The following is a 19,958-nucleotide window of genomic DNA, read 5'->3' on the forward strand; positions in this document are numbered from 1 at the left end:
GTGAAAAAAGCAAAATATACGTGGCAATTGCGGGAAAAGACAGAATTGCCAGAAGAATTTTCAACTATACTAACAAATGAACAGATCAATCCTTTACTAGGCCAAATTTTATGGCATCGGGGTATTCAGTCAAAAGAAGCGTTGGAAACATTTTTACGTCCGACAGTAGAAAACCTTTATGATCCTTTTTTACTGCATGATATGGAAAAAACTGTCACAAGAATTCAAGATGCTGTAGCACAAGGCGAAAAAATCTTGGTTTACGGTGATTATGATGCTGATGGTATTACAAGTTCTACTGTTATGAAAGAGGCAATTGAACTGATTGGTGGGGAAGTAGAGTACTTCTTGCCTAACCGATTCATTCAAGGATATGGGCCTAATTTAGCTGTATTTAAAGAACAAATTGAGAATGGTATCCAGCTGATCATCACTGTGGATAATGGTGTGGCTGGACACGAAGCTATCAATTATGCGACAGAACAAGGCATAGATGTCATTGTAACAGATCATCATGAGTTACCACCTGAATTACCAAATGCATTCACAATCATTCACCCGAAACATCCCTTAGGAGAGTATCCATTTGGAGAATTGGCTGGCGTTGGAGTAGCTTTTAAAGTTGCAACAGCGTTATTGGGAGAACTGCCTGTTGAATTTCTTGATTTAGTTGCAATTGGAACGATTGCCGATTTAGTTTCACTGACTGATGAAAATAGAGTTCTCGTCAAAATGGGACTGGAAATGATTCAAACAGGTGAACGGATTGGTTTAGATGTGTTGGTTCACCTAGCCGAACTTAAAAAAGAGGCTATTAGTGAAGAAAATATCGGTTTTACAATTGCACCGCGCTTAAATGCATTGGGAAGATTAGGTGATGCGAGTCCTGGTGTTGAATTGATGACAACATTCGATGAAGAAGAAGCAAAGCGGATCGCAACCTATATCAATAGCCAAAATGATGAGCGCAAAGAAATCGTTGCTACCATTACGAAAGAAGCTTTTGAACTAATTGATCCGACTGCTCCAATCCATATTGTGGCAAAACAAGGTTGGCACGAAGGAGTACTTGGTATTGTTGCTGGTAGAATCATGCAAGATACAGGGAAACCGACAATTGTACTTACAATCGATGAAAAAAACGAGCTAGCAAAAGGTTCTGGACGTAGTGTTTCCGCATTGAATTTGTTTGATTCATTAAGTGAAATCCGTGAAGAATTTATTCATTTTGGTGGTCATCATATGGCTGCTGGTATGACATTACCTGTAGCGAATATCGTCAAAGTAAAAGAACATTTAATTCAGTATTTAGAAATAAATCAAATTGATTTATCTCAAGGTCAAGAGATGCTGATCGATGAGTCATTGAAAGTCGAAGACGCTACGATTCCATTTATTCAGCAACTAAAAATACTGGCTCCTTTGGGAACAGATAATCCTGTACCTAATTTTGTTTTTGAAGATGTCTCAGTTGAGCAAAGTCGGCAAATTGGAGCCGACAAAAGTCATCTTAAATTCCAAATAAGTCAAGAGGGCACTAAATTAGATGCGATTGCTTTTCAGATGGGCAATCAAGTGGATGAATTTGGACAAGGAACAACAAACATCGTAGGGCAGTTGTCGATCAATGAGTGGAATGGTAATAAAAAACCACAACTGATGGTCAGTGATTTTTCAGTAAAAGGGACTCAATTGTTTGATCTAAGAGGAAAAAATGCTCGCCAAAAAGAGATACCTGCTGAACATACACTATATATTTACTTTAATGCGGAGAGTCAAAAATTGATTGATGATTCAAGCAGTCAGGGCTATTTATTTACGACGGTGGCTGAAACAGTAGAGTCTATCAAAACAAGCAACAGTCAACAACTAGTGTTCGTTGACTGTCCAGATGATAGTGATTTATTAAAACAAATCACTCAAGCTGGAAAAATTGAACGTGTTTATTTAATGGGAATTTCTCAAGAAGAAGCGTATTTGAATGGAACAGGAACAAGAGAACAGTATGCACAACTGTATAAATTTGTAAGACAACAAGAACAAGTAGATGTTCGTTACAAACTAAATGTTGTCGCACAACATTTAAAAATCCAAGAAAAGCTATTAATTTTTATGATTCAGGTGTTTTTTGATCTAGGATTTGTTACAATAGAGAACGGTGTTTTAAGAAAAGTTGAAAACCCTGAAAACCATCCTTTGACGGAAAGTATGGTCTATCAAACTCGCTTAAAAAGAATCAAAACAGAAGAATTTTTGTTATACAGCGATCGTGAGACATTACAACATTGGCTGTGGAATGAGGAGGAAGTATAAAAATGGATTTAAAAGATTATATTGCTAGTATTCCAGATTATCCAGAAAAAGGTGTTATCTTTAGGGATATCTCACCCTTAATGGCAAATGGCGAGGCGTACCGTGAAGCAACAAAGCAAATCGTTGATTACGCAAAAGAAAAGAGAATCGATATGGTCGTAGGTCCTGAAGCACGTGGCTTTATAGTAGGCTGTCCTGTTGCATACGAGCTAGGAGTTGGTTTTGCTCCTGTCCGTAAAAAAGGAAAGTTGCCTCGTGAAACAATTGAAGTAACTTATGACTTAGAATACGGATCAGATACATTGACACTGCATAAAGATGCAATCATTCCAGGACAACGCGTCTTGATTTGTGATGATTTATTAGCAACTGGGGGTACAATCAAAGCGACTATTGAATTGATTGAATCATTGGGGGGAATTGTTGTCGGCTGTGCATTTCTGATTGAATTGATGGATTTACATGGACGAGACAAAATTGCTGGTTATGAAATCGTTACATTGATGGAATATTAGAAAAAACTCTTTACTTCGAAATTCTGGAGTAAAGAGCTTTTTTTAAATATGCGGAAGTATTATTTTACTTTGATTTATGGATATTTGCGATATATATAATGTTGATGGTCCTCTTTTTTTCTTGTATGTGTGTACCGTTTTTCGTCCCATAACATGAACCATATAATAAATAGAGGGCTAACAATAAGTAAAGCGGACTGTAAGCCTAATGTTCCTAAGAAAATACCAATAATCAATACAACAAATAATAACCCGCCACGACGAACTGCTTTCATTCTTAATCACCTCATAATTTTTTATCGAACAAACGTTTGTATAGTTATTATACGAATGTTTGTTCGGTTTGTAAAGAGATAAATACAAAAAAAGATACTTCTTTTTTACTAATCAAAAAAGAAGTATCTAAAAGCCTTTAAACTAATGGGGTTTACGTTTTTCTAAGTATAAAGCAAAATTGAAAAGAACATGAAACCAGCACCTAGCATCACGAACAAATGCCAAACTACATGCATAAAGCGAACATTTTTTAAGCTATAAAATGCGGCACCTAATGTGTAGGAAACGCCACCTGCAACCAATAATGAGATGCCTGTAGGACCTAAAGAGTCATATAAGGGTTTTGCAGCAGTAATGCACAGCCAGCCCATAATAATATAAATCACAGTAGAAACATTTTTTACTGTTTCTTGTTTGTGTAAGGTCAGGGATTTATAGACAACACCACTGATAGCCATTACCCAGATAAGCACAAACAATAACCAACCAAGCCAACCTTTTATGCTCAGCAAACAAAACGGCGTATAGCTTCCGGCGATCAATAAAAAAATCGAACTATGGTCAAAAACCTGAAAAACTTTTTTCGCTCTAGTAAAAATCAAACTATGAAATAGGGTTGAAGCCAGAAATAAAAGCACTAATGTTGAGCCATATATGGCGTAGGAAACGACATGTACAGTAGAATCAAGACGTGCGCCTTTTACTAATAAAATCACTAAGCCAGCAATACTTAATCCAGCCCCAATCCCATGAGTTACTGCATTAAGAACTTCATTTAAAATCATATATTTTTTTGAGAATTTTATTTTTTCCAAGAAATCAACTTCCTTCATTTTAATTTGGTGAAAAATAATTCTTTGTCTGTTATAATAATAATAGACATTTAAGCCTCAACTGTATTTTAACACGAATTGAGGTTGTTTTTAAAGAAAGAGTGATAAAATTATGACAAATGTTAAAATTGTGACCGATTCTTCTTGCACAATGCTGAAAAGTGTACGCGATGATTTGGATATTCAAATGATGCCTTTATCTGTAATGATTGACGGTGTAGTATACGCTGATGACGACCATTTAGAAGGCGAACAGTTTATGGAATTGATGAGTACAGCAAAAGCATTGCCAAAGACAAGCCAGCCGCCAATCGGCGAATTTGTGGAGCTATACGATCGCTTAGGAGCTGATGGAAGCGAAGTGATTTCCATTCATATGACAAAAGGCTTGAGCGGTACAGTAGAAGCGGCTAGACAAGCGGGGAATTTAAGCTCTGCCAATGTGACAGTAATCGATAGTGATTTTACCGATCAAGGCTTATCATTTCAAGTAATTCAAGCAGCTAAATTAGCTAAAAATGGTGCAAGCGTTCCAGAGATTTTAGCTGAAATCAATCATGTCAAAGAAAATACGAAGCTATTCATTGGAATTTCTACATTAGACAATCTAGTTAAAGGTGGTCGGATCAGTCGTACAACCGGACTTTTATCCAACATTTTTAATATGAAAGTAGTCATGGATTTCGAACATACAGAACTGATTCCTGTGGCTAAAGGTCGAGGAATGAAGACGTTCAATAAATGGTTTGATGAACTAAAAAATGAATTAAGTACTTTATCAAATGTGCGTCAAATCGGTATTTCTCACGCAGATGGATTAGAGTTAGCTAATGGATTTAAAGAAGGCCTACAAGCACTATTCCCTGATATGGAAATACCTGTGTTGCATACAAACCCTGTAATCGCAACTCACACAGGTAAGAGTGCATTTGCTATCATGTACTATACGGACTGAGTTTTGAGCAGATCAAACTGATCTGCTTTTTTTAATCAATTTTTTTATAACTTTTTACTGTACAAATGAAGTGAAAATAGAGATAATTTACTTTAATTAAAAATAATATTGCCAAATACTGTGAATCAGCGAATGTTCAACCTTTTCGTGATTCACAGCAAAGGAAGGGATACAATGAAATTACTTTTCAAAAGAAATTGGCCAAGCTTCACACTTTTTTTTATCACGATGATTGGTATTTTTTTATTATTAGTAGTGGCAATACCTAAAGCCAAACCAATTTTAGGTACTGGGACAATGCAAGTAGCTAAAACGGAAACAAAAGAAGTGCTCCACTACACCGCCATCGGTGACTCATTGACTGAAGGAATTGGTGATTTAACAAATTCAGGTGGATTCGTTCCACTCGTAGCTAAGGATTTGCAGGAGGAATATCATTTAAACGGTGTCCAAACAGATAATTTTGGAAAAAACGGCGATCGCAGTGATCAAATTCTTAAGCGAATCAAAAAAAATAAAGAGATCCAAGATGGCTTAGCTTCAGCAGATATTATCACGTTGACTGTGGGCGGAAATGACTTGATGAAAGTAATTAAGGGAGATGTATTCCGTTTAACGAAAAATTCGTTTGAAAGACCACTGAAAAATTATCAGAAAGAAGTAGAAAAAGTTCTAACGGAAATTCGCAATTACAATGCAGAGGCACCCATTTATGTTCTAGGCATTTACAATCCATTTTATCTTTATTTCCCTGATATTACAGAAATGCAAGAGATTGTGGACAACTGGAATAATGGGACAGAAGAAATCGTCAAAGCAGAAAAAAATGCGTATTTTATTCCAATAAATGATTTGCTTTATAAAGGAGCAGGTGATGAGGTAGGGATCGTCAGCAGTGAAGATTTAGCCTCTGGCACAGCATCAAGCAGTGAGCTAGATATCAAAAACAATGCGCTATATGAAGAAGACCACTTTCACCCCAACAATTTAGGGTATCAACTCATGGCAAGTGCAGTACGTGACGAAATGGTAAAAACGCAAGATAAATGGCTCAAAAAAGGAAGTGAGTGATAAAAATGGCAAATGAATCAGAAGAAAAAAAAGAAGTAAAAAAAACGAACAAACGAAGCAAAAAAGCGCCTGAAGTAAAACGATCCATTAATTATTGGAAAGTTGCGTTCATTGTTTTGGTAGCAGCCTTGATTGGAAGTTTAACCTTTGTTTTTGTAAGAGTCACCCAAGTTCGCGAACCAAACTATAAACCCGTTCCAGAATTAGTTGAAAAAGACGGTACACCTGTTATAGCGGTTCAGTCAAAGAAGAAGCAAATAAATGCACTAATCGATTTTTACCTAGGTGATTTCCAAAAAGGGTCAGATATTACTTATAAATTTTATCTGGAAAATGAAGCGATGCTAAATGGTACTTTTAAAGTCTTAGGACATCCGATTCAATTTTATCTTTATTTTGATCCTTACGTAATGGATGACGGTAATGTGCAACTCAAAGCAAAAAGCTTATCGATTGGTACACTAGGATTACCAATGAAAGAAATCCTAAAGTTTGTTCAAAGAGATTACAAATTACCAAACTGGGTAGAAGTAAATCCAGACGATAGTACTGTTTTACTTCGTTTAGATCAATTTAGAATGCAAAACGGGTTATTTATCCGAGCAGAAAAAATAAACTTAGTAGATGACGACATTCGTATGAATATCTACTTACCAAAAGATAGTAATAATACTACTATAGACACGAAGGAGGAGTCAAATTGAGTGAAAAAGCAATTTTTGCCGGTGGTTGTTTTTGGTGTATGATCCAACCATTTGATACACAACCAGGGATTCAATCAGTAACGTCTGGTTACACTGGAGGACATGTAGCTAATCCCACATATGAACAAGTGTTAAGTCATACTACAGGGCATACTGAGGCTGTTGAGATTGAATTTGATCCTACTGTTATATCCTATGAAAAATTAGTTGAAATCTATTGGCAACAGACAGATCCAACGGATGCTTTAGGTCAATTTGAAGATCGTGGTGATAATTATCGCCCAGTGATTTTTTATATAAATGAGGAACAGAAAAAAATTGCAGAAAAAAGTCGAAAAGCATTACAAGAAAGTGGCCGTTTTACTGAACCAATCGTTACAACGATTGAACCTGCAGCTATTTTTTATCCAGCAGAAGACTATCATCAAGACTTTTACCAAAAAGACCCAGAGCGTTATAAAGATGCTCATATAAATCGAGCAAATTTTATAGAAATGAATTGGTGACCATATGAGAAGAAGTTTTTATCACTATTTAATGACGCTAAGAGCGCCCAAAAAAACAGAAGAGAGCCAATTTGCAAACGATGCTGCGAAAGATATTCAGTTTCCTAAACAGTCTGAAGAGTATCATGAATTATCTAGCTATTTAGAAATGAATGCTGATTATTTAACAAACATGCACATTTTTGATGACTTATGGGAAAAATACTTAGAAAACAATAAATAAAAAGAGAAGGAAAGGCAAAGAAAGCTTTTCCTTCTTTTTTTTTCATGGTAAACTTGAAAACATGCAATGATATTTTTACAGAAAGAGATGACCGTATGAAAAATAAAAGACAAATCCCTTTTCACCAATACATTATTTCGATTCTTTGTGTTGCTTTTTTGGCCGGCGGTAGTTGCTATATTTATTTTGACTACCAATACAAAAAACAATTAGCAAACACTCCAGTTCAAAATAGTGAGTTAAAAAAAGTCGATAATCTATATAATGAAATCATCAATAATTATGTAGGAAAAGTTGATGAGAAAAAATTAGTTGATGGGGCACTAAAAGGTATGACAGAAGCCTTGGATGATCCCTATTCAAGCTACTTAAATGAACCAGAAGCAGATGAATTAGATCAAAGTCTAGCTGGGAGTTTTGAAGGCATTGGGGCAACAATGACCATGATGGATGAGCTACCAACTGTGGCACAAGCACCAATCGAAGGGTCTCCAGCAGCCAAAGCAGGAATCAAGGCGAATGATATAGTTTTAAAAGTCGATGATAAAGAAACAAAAGGAAAGACTCTTTCCCAAGTTGTCAGTAAAATTCGCGGGAAAAAAGGCACTGAAGTCCGTTTAACGATCAAACGGGGCGAAGAAACCTTTGAATTGAAAATCAAGCGAGATACGATTCCGATCGAGACTGTTAAAGGAGAGATAGATAAACAAGATCCTACGATCGGTTCGATAAAAATCACTTCATTTGGTGAAAATACCTATAAGGAATTACAAGACACAATCAAAAATTTAAGAAAAGACGGAGCTAAATCTTTTGTGATTGATTTACGCCAAAATCCTGGTGGCTTACTGGACCAAGTCGAAAAAATGGCGAGTATGTTCCTTGAAGACGGCAAAACAATCGTTAAATTTGAAGACAAAAAAGGCAATACCAGTGAGGATGTCGCTTCTACTGATTTAGATGGTGGCTTTAAAGTAACTGAACCGACCGTTGTTTTAGTTGATGAAGGAAGCGCTAGTGCATCTGAAATTTTTGCGGCAGCTTTAAAAGAATCTGGGAATAAAAAAATCATTGGAACTAAAACGTTTGGTAAAGGAACCGTTCAAACCATTAAAAATTTGAATGACAAGAGTGAAATCAAGTTAACCGTCTTAAAATGGCTGACACCAAAAGGGGAATGGATTCACAAAAAAGGACTAGAACCGACCATTACAGCTGACTATCCAGATTTTGCTTATTTATCGCCGATTTCAAGAGATAAAACGTTAAAAGCAGGGGATTCTTCACCAGTTGTCAAAAACGTCAATGCTTTGTTAAATGCTCTTGGTTATGAAGTCAATCCTGATACTAGCGATTTTACTGAGCAAACAAAAGAAGCCGTAAATGCGGTACAAACAGACAACGATTTACCCGTTACAGGGGAAGTTGACAATGATACGGCCGCTCAAATTGAAATTGAAATTGGAAAGAAAATTAAGGATAACGACCAAGCATATGAAACTGCCATAAAGGAACTACAACACGAAAATAAAAAGAACTAAAAGAAACGGCTGTGAAAAATAACGATACATTCAAAACTGAAATTGACTGTTCACGCCAATTTCAGTTTTTACTATGATCTGTTTTATTTTTCCTTTAAATTAGTCGCTTTTTCTAGTGTTTTTCCTTTATAATAGAATCAGCAAGAAAAAAGGGAGAGAAAAGAGTGGAAAAACGAAAATCTTATATTGGCTATTTTATTTTTTTCATAAAAATACTCATTCCTTCCCTAGTGTTGTTGTTTATACTAAGAGGTTTTATTTTGATTCCTGTGCCTGTCGATGGGAATTCGATGGAGAAAACCCTTAGTCAAGGTGACATGATCGCGATGGAAAAATTCACATCAATCAAGCGATTTGATGTAATTGTTTTCAAATTACCAAATGGAGCCATATACATTAAACGAGTAATTGGGCTACCAGGAGAAGCGATTCGCTATGACAATGATCAGCTTTTTATAAATGAAAAGCCTATTGAGGAGCCGTTTTTAGAAAAAAATATAAAAAAAGATCACGAGACAGCCCCTTATACGACTAATTTTAATTTAAGTGATCTTACTACGGAAGAGGTTTTACCCGAAGATAGTTATTTTGTATTGGGTGATAATCGACGAATGTCAAAAGACAGCCGCTCTTTCGGAGCTGTAGAAAGCAAATATATTTTAGGTAAAGCACAGTTTGTATACTACCCAATAACACATATGAAATTCATACCAAGATAGGTGATAAAATGACAATACAATGGTTTCCAGGACACATGGCTAAGGCCAGAAGAGAAGTATCCGAAAAAATAAAGTATGTTGATATCGTTTTTGAATTGATAGATGCAAGGCTTCCCCTTTCATCAAGAAATCCAATGATGGATCAGATTGTACAACAAAAACCGCGTTTGATTTTACTTAACAAAGGTGATTTAGCTGATAAGGATCAAAATCAAAAGTGGCAAAAGTATTTCCAAGAAAAGGGCTATAATACTTTAGTTATTAATGCTCAACAAAATAAAGGCATCAACAAAATTGTTCCAGAAGCAAAGAAAGCACTAAAAGAAAAACTAGATCGAGAACGTTCAAAAGGGTTAAAACCACGTGCTATTCGTGCAATGTGTATCGGGATTCCAAACGTTGGAAAGTCAACATTGATGAATCGTTTAGTCGGTAAAAAAATTGCCCAAACAGGTAATAAACCCGGTGTAACGAAAGGCCAGCAATGGCTTCGTTCGGGAACAGATTTAGAATTGTTGGATACCCCAGGTATTTTATGGCCTAAATTTGAAGATCAAGAAATCGGTAAAAAATTAGCTTTAACTGGCGCAATCAAAGATCAACTTCTACACTTAGATGATTTAGCAATTTACGGGTTAACATTTTTTTCACGTTTTTATCCAGAGCGACTGGTTGAACGTTATAAGCTAACACAAGAGGAGACCTTTTTACAAGGAGCTGAACTTCTGATGCTAATTAGTCAAAAGCGTGGCTTTCGCGATGATTACGATCGTGCAAGTGAAATGATTATTCAAGAAATCCGCAGCAGCAAATTAGGCCCTTACACATTAGATCGCTGGGAAGAATTAGGAGTTACAAAAGATGAAAACTGAGTCAATTCTGCAAATTAAAGACACTTTAGCCATGATTGATAATCGAGATGATGACAGAATCCGTTTGTGGCAAGCAGATGAGCGTAGCGGTGTTCAACAAGCGTTAAGACAATGGGATAGAAGGATTCAGCGCCACGAAAACGAAATAGCGTTGTTTGAAGAAATGCAACAATTTGAAAATGAAGCCCGAGCTAAGGGGCATCGATTGATTGTTGGAATCGACGAAGTAGGTCGTGGACCGTTGGCGGGTCCTGTTGTTGCGGCAGCTGTTATTCTTCCTGAAAATTTTAAACTTCTCGGCGTAAATGATTCTAAAAAATTATCTGCGAAAAAAAGAGATGAACTCTACAATGAAATCCAAAATCAAGCTATTTCAATTGGCATCGGCATGGTAGATCATCATAAAATCGATGAAATCAATATTTATCAAGCTTCAAAAATGGCTATGGGCATAGCGTTGGAAGATCTTTGTTTTGTTCCTGATTATTTATTGATTGATGCAATGACGTTAGATGTTAATATTCCCCAAGAAAGTATCATTAAAGGGGATGCTCGCTCCATATCGATTGCTGCAGCAAGTATCGTTGCTAAAGTTATTCGAGATCGTATGATGGAAAACTATGCTAAAACGTATCCTGGTTATGGTTTTGAAAATAATGCAGGTTATGGTACAAAAGAACATTTGCTAGGTTTGGAAAGACAAGGAATTTGCGAAATTCATAGAAAAACGTTCGCTCCAATTAAAAATATGTATTAATAAAATAAAATAACCTTTTTTTTGCGAATACTTACTACAACAAGTATTTGTGAAAGAAGGTTTTTTTATGGAAGAAAAACAACAAGCGTTACTTTTTAAATTAGCTATTTGTAACGGCATTGGAAATTTAGGTATGCTGAAAGTACTAGATTTTTCAATGAGATACAACAATAGTACAGATTTTTCTAAAGAAGAAATTATCCAAATTGCTGGAATTACGACCTATCAAAAACTATTTTCTGAATCATGGGATTTTTGGTCAAAAGACCCTGAAAAATTATCAGTATACCAGCACTCACACCGCTTTATTACACTTTTAGATCCAATATATCCTTATTACTTAAAACAAATCTATAATTGTCCTGTAGTACTGTTTTATAAAGGAAATATCGAGCTTTTAAAACAAAATTGTTTGTCTTTTATCGGAGCAAGAGCTGCTTCTGTATATGGAATTAATGTTGTACGCCAATTGATTCCGGAAATAGTCAGTAATAATTTAACTATTGTTAGTGGATTGGCTAAAGGAATTGATAGTGTCAGTCATCAAATCACGATGCAACATGGTGGGAATACCATTGGTGTCATTGGAACAGGGCTAGATAGTTGTTATCCTAAGGAGACCGCACATATTCAGCGAAAAATGATGGAGGAGCAACTAGTTATAAGCGAATACCCTAATGGTACAGGACCTAGAAAGTATCATTTCCCAATGAGAAATAGGATCATTGCAGGAATGAGTCTAGGTACTTGTGTAATCGAAGCCAGAAAAAAGAGTGGTTCTTTGATCACAGCCCAAGCTGCTCTAGAGTATGGTCGTGAAGTTTTTGCGGTCCCAGGTAATGTATTTGATTCCCAATCAGATGGTTGTCACGGCCTCATTCAAGATGGAGCAAAATGTACTATTTGTCCACAAGATATTTTAGAAGAAATTCAATTTTTTACGATTTAACTGTATCAATCCTTGACAAACCTGTAATGAATAGATATGATGAAGTACGATTTGTGAGTTCTCTACATTTTGATATATATAATAGAAGAAACACAAAAACCGAAAGGAGCCACACGTTTAATGGCGTATAAATATCTAGTTATTGTGGAATCACCAGCTAAAGCCAAAACGATTGAAAAATATTTAGGAAAAAACTATAAGGTTGTTGCCAGTGTTGGGCATATTAGAGATTTACCTAAAAGTAAAATGGGTGTTGATACTGAAAATAATTATGAACCGCACTATATCTCAATTCGAGGTAAAGGCGACGTCATAAAAAGTTTAAAAGCTGCTGCAAAAAAAGCTGAAAAAGTTTATCTCGCAGCCGATCCGGACCGAGAGGGGGAGGCCATTGCTTGGCACCTGTCTTTCCTTCTTGGCTTGGATTTAAATGATAAAAACCGTGTTGTATTTAATGAAATTACGAAAGAAGCGGTAAAAGCTGCGTTTAAAGAACCTCGCACGATTAACCTAGACTTGGTAGATGCGCAACAAGCACGCCGTATTCTAGATCGTTTAGTGGGTTATTCACTAAGTCCAATTCTTTGGCGTAAAGTGAAGAAAGGCTTAAGTGCTGGTCGAGTACAGTCTGTAGCACTTAAAATTATCATTGATCGTGAAAATGATATTCGCAAATTTATTCCAGAAGAATATTGGAGCATTGATGGTAATTTTCAGAAAGCAAAGAAAAAATTTAAGGCTAATTTCTGGGGCCTAGATAGTAAAAAGAAAAAATTACCGAATGCTGAAGCAGTAAAAGAAGTAACTACTCGAATCAAAGGCAAAGAATACGATGTGACAAAAGTTGAAAAGAAAGAGCGGAAACGTAATCCTGCATTACCTTTTACAACTAGTAGTTTACAACAAGAAGCAGCCAGAAAATTAAACTTCCGAACACGAAAAACTATGATGGTTGCGCAACAATTATACGAAGGAATTCCCTTAGGGAAACAGGGTACAGTAGGTTTAATCACGTATATGCGTACAGATTCCACTAGAATCGCAGATTCTGCAAAAGCAGAAGTAGCAGAATATATTGAAAAAACGTACGGTAGTGAATTTTCTGCTCATGGTGGTCGTAAAGTAAAAAATGCGCAAGGAGCCCAAGATGCTCATGAGGCGATTCGTCCTTCTAGCGTTATGCGTGCCCCGAATGAAATCAAACAATATTTAGACAAAGACCAGTTAAAACTGTACACTTTAATTTGGTCACGTCTGGTTGCCAGTCAAATGACACCGGCTATCTTGGATACAATGAAAGTAACATTGGAACAAAATGGCGTGATTTTCATTGCGAATGGTGCTAAAGTAAAATTCAAAGGTTTTATGCAAGTTTATGTTGAAGGTCGCGATGATGGCAAAGAAGATAAAGAAAATATCTTACCTGATTTAGCCGAAGGAGACAAAGTCAATGCTCTTGATATCGAACCGAAACAACACTTCACACAACCACCTGCAAGATTTAGTGAAGCAACATTGATCCGAGCTTTGGAAGAGAATGGTGTTGGACGGCCATCAACCTACGCACCAACCTTAGAAACGATTCAAAGACGTTATTATGTTAAGCTAACAAATAAACGTTTCGAGCCGACCGAGCTAGGAGAGATCGTTAATTCATTGATTGTTGAATTTTTCCCACAAATCGTTGATGTTCATTTTACAGCTTCAATGGAAGGGGATTTAGATAAAATTGGTGTTGGTCAAGAAAAATGGGTAGAAGTCGTGGATCGTTTCTACAGACCGTTTGAAAAAGAATTGACAAATGCAGAAGAAAAAATCGAAAAAATTCAAATCAAAGACGAGCCAGCTGGCTTCGATTGTGATCTCTGTGGTCATCCAATGGTAATCAAGCTAGGACGTTATGGTAAATTTTATGCATGTAGTAACTTCCCAGAATGTCGAAATACTAAAGCAATCGTCAAAGAAATTGGTGTTACTTGTCCAGTTTGTAAAGAAGGGCAAGTCATTGAACGTAAATCTAAAAAGAATCGATTATTCTACGGTTGTAGCCGCTATCCAGATTGTGACTTTACATCTTGGGATAAACCAATTGGGCGTCCATGTCCAAAATGTGGTCAATATCTCGTTGAGAAAAAAGTCAAAGGTGGAAAACAAGTCGTCTGTATCAATGGTGATTATGAAGAGAACGTTCAAAAATAAACGATATCTATAAAAACAAGAAAATTAAAAAACCAGCGGAAAAGCCCGTTGGTTTTTTGAAGAAAAGAGGAAATAGATGAATACTCCTGTAACAGTTATCGGCGCTGGCTTAGCGGGCAGTGAAGCTGCTTGGCAAGTTGCCCAATCTGGTGTCCCAGTAACACTTTATGAAATGCGTCCTGTAAAAAACACTCCAGCTCACCAAACTGAAAATTTTGCTGAATTAGTATGTTCTAACTCATTGAGAGGCAATAACTTAACGAATGCTGTTGGTGTTCTGAAAGAAGAAATGAGACGTTTAGATTCAATCATCATCAACAGTGCGGATAAAACTGCTGTACCTGCTGGTGGCGCTTTAGCCGTTGATCGAGATACGTTTTCACAAGAAATTACGGATAAAATAAAAAATCATCCATTGATTACAGTTAAGAATGAAGAAATCACTGCTATTCCAGATGGAATCGTGATCATTGCCACAGGGCCATTGACTTCAGAAGCATTAGCAGAACAAATCAAAGAGTTTAACGGTTCAGACGGTTTTTACTTTTACGACGCTGCGGCACCGATTGTGGACAAAGCAACGATCGATATGGATAAAGTTTATTTAAAATCTCGCTACAACAAAGGTGAGGCAGCATATTTAAATTGTCCAATGACAGAAGAAGAGTTTAAAGCTTTTTATGAAGCCTTGATTTCTGCTGAAGTTGTTCCTTTAAAAACATTTGAAAAAGAAAAATTCTTTGAAGGATGCATGCCAATTGAAGTAATGGCTAAACGAGGCATCAAAACGATGTTATTTGGGCCATTAAAGCCAGTTGGATTGGAAGATCCTAAGACAGGTAAACGTCCCTATGCTGTTATCCAATTACGCCAAGATAATGCAGCCGCTTCATTATACAATCTTGTAGGTTTTCAAACACATCTAAAATGGGGCGAACAAAAACGTGTTTTCCAAATGATTCCAGGTTTAGAAAATGCTGAATTTGTTCGTTATGGGGTTATGCATCGTAATAGTTTTATGAACTCACCAGAACTATTGAAACCAACTTATCAATCTCAAAAGAGAGAAAACTTATTCTTTGCTGGTCAAATGACAGGTGTTGAAGGATACGTAGAAAGTGCAGCTAGTGGTTTATTAGCAGGTATGAATGCAGCTCGTTTGGCCAAAGAGGAAGAACTTATCGTTTTCCCAAGAGAAACAGCTTTAGGAAGTATGGCCTATTATATTACGCATGCAGAAGGCAAACATTTCCAACCGATGAACGCTAACTTTGGTTTGTTCCCTGAATTGCCAGAAAGAATTCGGGATAAAAAAGAACGATATGAAGCCATTGCAGACAGAGCTTTGACGACATTAGCTAAAATGAAACAAGATTTAACTATCGAAGAATAAACGAAAGAACAAAAAGACCAGTGCGAATCAAACGATTTGCATTGGTCTTTTAAGCGATACAAAACAACCGAAAAACAGATTAAATTACGCTTACAGTTTATGAGCATTTAAAGTTAAATATGAATAAATTGTTACTAAATTTGAAAATATTGATTAAATTCTGACAATTCGTTTGTTTTTTCAAAATGGTTATGCTAAAGTTACTGTGTAATTTAATGGAGGAAGGTTTATGCAAGAGAAAAATTGGTCTGAACTATTTTTAAACTACTTGATCATTGAACGTGGTTATTCTGAAAAAACCAAAATTGCATACGAAGAAGACATGCACAATTTTTTTGTGTTTTTAAAAAATTCGGGAGAGCCTGATTATTTAAACGTCGACCATTTGGATATTCGCTCCTATTTGAGCTTCCTATATGATAAAGAATATAGTCGGAATTCTATTAGTCGAAAAATTGCTAGTTTACGTTCTTTCTATCAATTTCTGCTTAAAAATGAAGTCATCAAAGAAAATCCATTCTCGTATGTACACATGAAGAAAAAACAATTACGTCTTCCTCGTTTTTTATATGAAAAGGAGATGGATGCTTTGTTTGACAGTGCTAAAGGGTCGAAACCTTTAGATTTAAGGAATCAAGCATTGTTAGAAATTCTCTATGGTACTGGAATTCGAGTAAGTGAATGTACAAACTTAACCTTGCAATCCATTGACTTTTCTGCAAACGTATTACTTATTCATGGGAAAGGAAACAAAGATCGGTATGTGCCTTTCGGTTCTTTCGCGCAAGATGCATTAAAAGAGTACTTGGAAAATGGACGAGCTGTTTTGATGGAAAAATACCATCGTGAACATGCGTTTGTTTTTGTTAATCATCACGGGGAACAAATTACCCCAACTGGTATCGAGTATATTTTAAATCAACTTATAAAAAAAAGTACCTTAAATAGCGATATTCATCCTCATATGTTACGTCATACATTTGCCACACATTTACTAAATAACGGAGCTGATATGCGAACCGTTCAAGAATTATTGGGGCATTCTGATTTATCAACGACCCAAATTTATGCTCATGTAACAAAAGAAAGTTTACAAAAAAATTATCGAACATTTCATCCTCGTGCGTAACGAGTCTTGTATCAACTAGCTTGCAGGCTAGCAACACTGAAAAATAGAAACAAGCCTGTTCAGCTTTTAAATTAGGAGGAACTATAATGGTTGAATCACAATTTCATTCAACAACGATTTGTGCTGTTGAAAAAGATGGAAAATTTGCGATGGCTGGTGACGGTCAAGTAACAATGGGAGAATCTGTTGTTATGAAAGGCACTGCTAAAAAAGTTCGTAGAATATATAATGACGAAGTCGTTGTCGGTTTTGCAGGAAGTGTAGCAGATGCGTTTACACTAGAAGAGAAATTTGAAGGAAAATTAAACGAATACAATGGCAATTTAACTCGTGCTGCGGTTGAATTAGCTCAAGAATGGCGTACACAGCAATCTATGCAAAAATTAGAAGCCATGTTGATTGTTATGAATGAAAAGGAAATGTTGCTAGTTTCAGGTACAGGTGAAGTAATCACTCCAGATGATGGTATCTTAGCAATTGGTTCAGGCGGAAACTTCGCCTTGTCAGCAGCTCGTGCAATGAAACATTACGGAGATAAAGATATGTCTGCTAAAGAAATCGCCAAAAATGCGTTAACTATTGCGGCAGATATCTGTGTCTTTACAAATCACAATATTATTGTAGAAGAATTATAAATGGGGGACAATGACCATGAATGAATTAAATAGAACACCAAGAGAAATTGTCAAAGAATTGGATGAATATATCATCGGACAAGAAACAGCCAAAAAATCAGTTGCAGTAGCTCTAAGAAATAGATATCGCCGTTTACAGCTTGAAGAAAAAATGCAACAAGATGTAACGCCCAAAAATATGCTGATGATCGGACCTACAGGTGTAGGGAAAACAGAAATCGCCAGACGCCTGGCAAAAATCGTCAATGCTCCTTTTATCAAAGTAGAAGCGACTAAGTTTACAGAAGTTGGTTATGTTGGTAGAGATGTAGAATCAATGGTACGTGATTTAGTAGAAAACGCTATTCAAATTGTAGAAAAAAAACAATACAGTAGAGTTTATTCTCAAGCCTTGAAAAAGGCGAATAACCGTTTAGTAAAAGTTCTTGTTCCAGGAATCAAAAAAGAACAAAAACAAACCTCCAATAATCAATTTGAACAAATGATGCAAATGTTCAACAGTGCGCAACAACCTCAAGAATCACAAGAAGAAGTAACGGAAGAAATCAAAGTGAATCGCAAAACGATTCTCGAGCAACTACAAAAAGGATTACTAGACAATCGTGAAGTAACGATTGAAATCGAAGAGCCTAAAAAGACAATGCCAGCTATGAATAACGGCATGGAACAAATGGGCATCGACTTAAACGAAACTTTAGGAGCTCTATCTCCTAAGAAAAAAGTCGAACGTACAGTTACTGTCAAAGAAGCCCAAGAACTATTAGTTAAAGAAGAGTCCGCTAAAATTGTTAAAGATGCAGACATTCACAGCGAGGCAATTCGTTTAGCTGAAAGTAGTGGCATTATTTTCATTGATGAATTTGATAAAATCACTTCAAAAAGTCAGCAAAACTCAGGCGAAGTTTCTCGTGAAGGAGTACAACGTGATATTTTGCCAATTGTTGAAGGTTCTCAAGTCAATACAAAATATGGTCCGGTTCAAACAGATCATATTTTATTTATCGCATCTGGCGCATTCCATTTGTCTAAACCAAGTGATTTGATTCCTGAATTACAAGGTCGATTCCCAATTCGTGTCGAGTTAGACGATCTAACTGCAGAAGACTTTGTCAAGATTTTGACAGAGCCAAACAATGCGTTGATAAAACAATATATCGCTTTAATTGGCACTGAAAATGTCACAGTTGTTTTTACGAAAGAAGCAATCGAACGGATCGCAAATATTGCGTTTGATGTCAATAGAGACACTGACAATATCGGAGCTCGCCGCTTGCATACGATTTTGGAACGTTTGCTAGAAGATTTATTATTTGAAGCACCAGATATGCAAATGGGGGAGATTACAATTACAGAAGCATATGTGAATGAAAAACTGAACAGTATTGTTCAAAATGAAGATTTAAGCCGTTACATTCTTTAAGAATTTCAAACTTCAAGTCTGCAGAAGTTCTTTTGAAACAAACAAGAGTCGTAACAAGAACTGAGTTGAGAATTTTTGGTACAAGATGATGAAAAACGGATCGATAATACCATCTATTTTCTAGCTCAGTTTTTAAATTAGGAGGAGTAAAAATGACTACTTTATTAGAAAAAACGCGTCAAATCAATAAACTTTTACAACAAAAAAATACCTTTGATCAAAAGGCCGAATTACCTTACGACAAAATGGCTATGATTTTAGGCGATGTTTTAGAAAGTAATGCGTATATTATCAGTAACGAAGGGGTTTTGTTAGGGTATAACGAAAAATTAGATGTTAATAATGCGCGTGTGAAACATATGTTTGAAGAAAAACGTTTCCCACAAAGTTACACAGACGCAGCAGATAACTTGGTTAAGACAGAAGCAAATATTTCAATCACTAGCGATTTAACTGCTTTTCCTATCGAACTACGTGAAAAATATCCTTTTGGACTAACAACCATTGTCCCAATGTTTGGTGCGGGTGAACGTTTAGGAACGATTATTTTGGCAAGAGTAGAACAGTCCTTCAATGATGAAGATTTGGTTCTAGCTGAATATAGTGCTACTGTTGTTGGCATGCAGATTCTTTATCAGCAATCACGTAACATCGAAGCAAGCGTTCGTAGTGCAACTGCTGTACAAATGGCGATTAATACATTGTCATACAGCGAGTTAAAAGCAGTTCAAGCTATATTTAAAGCTTTGGATGGCGAAGAAGGTAGATTAACGGCTTCCAGTATTGCCGATGAAATTGGAATCACGCGCTCAGTAATCGTAAATGCTTTAAGAAAATTAGAATCAGCAGGTATCATTGAATCAAGATCCCTAGGAATGAAAGGGACTTATCTGAAAGTCTTAAATAAACAATTCATCAAAGAATTAGAAAAAGATAGTAAGTAGGGGG

20 protein-coding genes are annotated in these 19,958 nt (G+C 36.1%); 18 read left to right on the top strand and 2 right to left on the bottom strand.

The features are described from left to right. A complete protein-coding gene (recJ, locus tag BCR22_RS01105) occupies nt 1–2,313 on the top strand; it encodes a single-stranded-DNA-specific exonuclease RecJ (protein WP_069653156.1) in 2,313 nt (770 codons plus the stop codon). Between the two features lie 2 nt (nt 2,314–2,315). Beyond that, nucleotides 2,316–2,828 (top strand): adenine phosphoribosyltransferase, encoded by a 513-nt coding sequence (locus BCR22_RS01110; RefSeq protein ID WP_069653157.1) that lies wholly within the window; start codon nt 2,316–2,318, stop codon nt 2,826–2,828. A 74-nt stretch (nt 2,829–2,902) separates the two neighbouring features. Here BCR22_RS01110 and BCR22_RS01115 read toward each other — a convergent pair whose 3' ends face one another. Together BCR22_RS01115 and trhA are read right to left on the bottom strand one after the other, a co-directional pair. Continuing rightward, the gene (locus tag BCR22_RS01115; RefSeq protein ID WP_069653158.1) at nt 2,903–3,103 is read right to left on the bottom strand and encodes a hypothetical protein; all 201 of its coding nucleotides are present in this window, start codon (nt 3,101–3,103) and stop codon (nt 2,903–2,905) included. A gap of 162 nt (nt 3,104–3,265) precedes the next feature. Then, nucleotides 3,266–3,919: a PAQR family membrane homeostasis protein TrhA gene (gene trhA / locus BCR22_RS01120; RefSeq protein WP_069653159.1), complete on the bottom strand. Its 654-nt coding sequence runs from the start codon at nt 3,917–3,919 to the stop codon at nt 3,266–3,268. Between the two features lie 130 nt (nt 3,920–4,049). Here trhA and BCR22_RS01125 point away from each other — a divergent pair, with 130 nt between their 5' ends. The 16 genes from BCR22_RS01125 to codY all read left to right on the top strand — a co-directional run bounded on the left by BCR22_RS01125 (nt 4,050) and on the right by codY (nt 19,954). After that, a complete protein-coding gene (locus BCR22_RS01125) occupies nt 4,050–4,892 on the top strand; it encodes a DegV family protein (RefSeq protein WP_069653160.1) in 843 nt (280 codons plus the stop codon). 174 nt (nt 4,893–5,066) lie between these two features. After that, nucleotides 5,067–5,963, top strand: a complete 897-nt coding sequence (locus BCR22_RS01130) for an SGNH/GDSL hydrolase family protein (protein ID WP_069653161.1) — start codon at nt 5,067–5,069, stop codon at nt 5,961–5,963. Between the two features lie 5 nt (nt 5,964–5,968). Continuing rightward, nucleotides 5,969–6,667: a YpmS family protein gene (locus BCR22_RS01135; protein WP_069653162.1), complete on the top strand. Its 699-nt coding sequence runs from the start codon at nt 5,969–5,971 to the stop codon at nt 6,665–6,667. Continuing rightward, the gene (msrA, locus tag BCR22_RS01140) at nt 6,664–7,173 is read left to right on the top strand and encodes a peptide-methionine (S)-S-oxide reductase MsrA (RefSeq protein ID WP_083241714.1); all 510 of its coding nucleotides are present in this window, start codon (nt 6,664–6,666) and stop codon (nt 7,171–7,173) included. Before BCR22_RS01135 ends, msrA begins: the two co-directional genes overlap by 4 nt. A 4-nt stretch (nt 7,174–7,177) precedes the next feature. Next, the gene (locus BCR22_RS01145; RefSeq protein WP_069653163.1) at nt 7,178–7,396 is read left to right on the top strand and encodes a YozE family protein; all 219 of its coding nucleotides are present in this window, start codon (nt 7,178–7,180) and stop codon (nt 7,394–7,396) included. A 95-nt stretch (nt 7,397–7,491) separates the two neighbouring features. Then, on the top strand, nt 7,492–8,937 hold the full coding sequence (locus tag BCR22_RS01150; protein ID WP_069653209.1) for a S41 family peptidase: 1,446 nt from the start codon (nt 7,492–7,494) through the stop codon (nt 8,935–8,937). 164 nt (nt 8,938–9,101) lie between these two features. Beyond that, on the top strand, nt 9,102–9,656 hold the full coding sequence (gene lepB / locus BCR22_RS01155) for a signal peptidase I (protein WP_069653164.1): 555 nt from the start codon (nt 9,102–9,104) through the stop codon (nt 9,654–9,656). A gap of 8 nt (nt 9,657–9,664) precedes the next feature. After that, nucleotides 9,665–10,528: a ribosome biogenesis GTPase YlqF gene (ylqF, locus tag BCR22_RS01160; protein WP_069653165.1), complete on the top strand. Its 864-nt coding sequence runs from the start codon at nt 9,665–9,667 to the stop codon at nt 10,526–10,528. Further along, entirely contained in the window at nt 10,518–11,285 is a 768-nt protein-coding gene (locus BCR22_RS01165; RefSeq protein WP_069653166.1) for a ribonuclease HII, read from the top strand. The genes ylqF and BCR22_RS01165 overlap by 11 nt, the downstream gene beginning before the upstream one ends. Before the next feature lie 67 nt (nt 11,286–11,352). Further along, entirely contained in the window at nt 11,353–12,234 is an 882-nt protein-coding gene (dprA, locus tag BCR22_RS01170) for a DNA-processing protein DprA (protein WP_069653167.1), read from the top strand. Between the two features lie 120 nt (nt 12,235–12,354). Then, nucleotides 12,355–14,433 (top strand): type I DNA topoisomerase, encoded by a 2,079-nt coding sequence (gene topA / locus BCR22_RS01175; RefSeq protein ID WP_069653168.1) that lies wholly within the window; start codon nt 12,355–12,357, stop codon nt 14,431–14,433. Between the two features lie 76 nt (nt 14,434–14,509). After that, the gene (gene trmFO, locus BCR22_RS01180; protein ID WP_069653169.1) at nt 14,510–15,826 is read left to right on the top strand and encodes an FADH(2)-oxidizing methylenetetrahydrofolate--tRNA-(uracil(54)-C(5))-methyltransferase TrmFO; all 1,317 of its coding nucleotides are present in this window, start codon (nt 14,510–14,512) and stop codon (nt 15,824–15,826) included. A 229-nt stretch (nt 15,827–16,055) separates the two neighbouring features. Beyond that, on the top strand, nt 16,056–16,955 hold the full coding sequence (gene xerC, locus BCR22_RS01185; protein ID WP_069653170.1) for a tyrosine recombinase XerC: 900 nt from the start codon (nt 16,056–16,058) through the stop codon (nt 16,953–16,955). 86 nt (nt 16,956–17,041) lie between these two features. Beyond that, nucleotides 17,042–17,590 carry an HslVU peptidase proteolytic subunit gene (gene hslV / locus BCR22_RS01190; protein WP_069653171.1) on the top strand — a complete coding sequence of 183 codons (549 nt, stop codon included), beginning with the start codon at nt 17,042–17,044 and terminating at the stop codon, nt 17,588–17,590. Nucleotides 17,591–17,606: 16 nt separating this feature from the next. Next, on the top strand, nt 17,607–19,010 hold the full coding sequence (gene hslU / locus BCR22_RS01195) for an ATP-dependent protease ATPase subunit HslU (protein WP_069653172.1): 1,404 nt from the start codon (nt 17,607–17,609) through the stop codon (nt 19,008–19,010). Between the two features lie 152 nt (nt 19,011–19,162). Next, complete coding sequence (codY, locus tag BCR22_RS01200) at nt 19,163–19,954, top strand: GTP-sensing pleiotropic transcriptional regulator CodY (RefSeq protein WP_069653173.1); 792 nt, start codon at nt 19,163–19,165, stop codon at nt 19,952–19,954. Nucleotides 19,955–19,958 lie beyond the last annotated feature (4 nt).

The organism is Enterococcus plantarum, assembly GCF_001730295.1.
Lineage (GTDB): Bacteria > Bacillota > Bacilli > Lactobacillales > Enterococcaceae > Enterococcus_L > Enterococcus_L plantarum.

Excerpts from the sequence above, each read along its gene's own strand:
- BCR22_RS01125 (WP_069653160.1), top strand. The coding sequence starts at position 4,050 with ATGACAAATGTTAAAATTGTGACCGATTCTTCTTGCACAATGCTGAAA.
- BCR22_RS01165 (WP_069653166.1), top strand. The coding sequence starts at position 10,518 with ATGAAAACTGAGTCAATTCTGCAAATTAAAGACACTTTAGCCATGATT.
- hslU (WP_069653172.1), top strand. The coding sequence starts at position 17,607 with ATGAATGAATTAAATAGAACACCAAGAGAAATTGTCAAAGAATTGGAT.
- BCR22_RS01150 (WP_069653209.1), top strand. The coding sequence starts at position 7,492 with ATGAAAAATAAAAGACAAATCCCTTTTCACCAATACATTATTTCGATT.
- BCR22_RS01115 (WP_069653158.1), bottom strand. The coding sequence starts at position 3,103 with ATGAAAGCAGTTCGTCGTGGCGGGTTATTATTTGTTGTATTGATTATT.
- dprA (WP_069653167.1), top strand. The coding sequence starts at position 11,353 with ATGGAAGAAAAACAACAAGCGTTACTTTTTAAATTAGCTATTTGTAAC.
- xerC (WP_069653170.1), top strand. The coding sequence starts at position 16,056 with ATGCAAGAGAAAAATTGGTCTGAACTATTTTTAAACTACTTGATCATT.
- codY (WP_069653173.1), top strand. The coding sequence starts at position 19,163 with ATGACTACTTTATTAGAAAAAACGCGTCAAATCAATAAACTTTTACAA.
- trmFO (WP_069653169.1), top strand. The coding sequence starts at position 14,510 with ATGAATACTCCTGTAACAGTTATCGGCGCTGGCTTAGCGGGCAGTGAA.
- ylqF (WP_069653165.1), top strand. The coding sequence starts at position 9,665 with ATGACAATACAATGGTTTCCAGGACACATGGCTAAGGCCAGAAGAGAA.
- BCR22_RS01130 (WP_069653161.1), top strand. The coding sequence starts at position 5,067 with ATGAAATTACTTTTCAAAAGAAATTGGCCAAGCTTCACACTTTTTTTT.
- topA (WP_069653168.1), top strand. The coding sequence starts at position 12,355 with ATGGCGTATAAATATCTAGTTATTGTGGAATCACCAGCTAAAGCCAAA.
- BCR22_RS01135 (WP_069653162.1), top strand. The coding sequence starts at position 5,969 with ATGGCAAATGAATCAGAAGAAAAAAAAGAAGTAAAAAAAACGAACAAA.
- hslV (WP_069653171.1), top strand. The coding sequence starts at position 17,042 with ATGGTTGAATCACAATTTCATTCAACAACGATTTGTGCTGTTGAAAAA.
- BCR22_RS01110 (WP_069653157.1), top strand. The coding sequence starts at position 2,316 with ATGGATTTAAAAGATTATATTGCTAGTATTCCAGATTATCCAGAAAAA.
- BCR22_RS01145 (WP_069653163.1), top strand. The coding sequence starts at position 7,178 with ATGAGAAGAAGTTTTTATCACTATTTAATGACGCTAAGAGCGCCCAAA.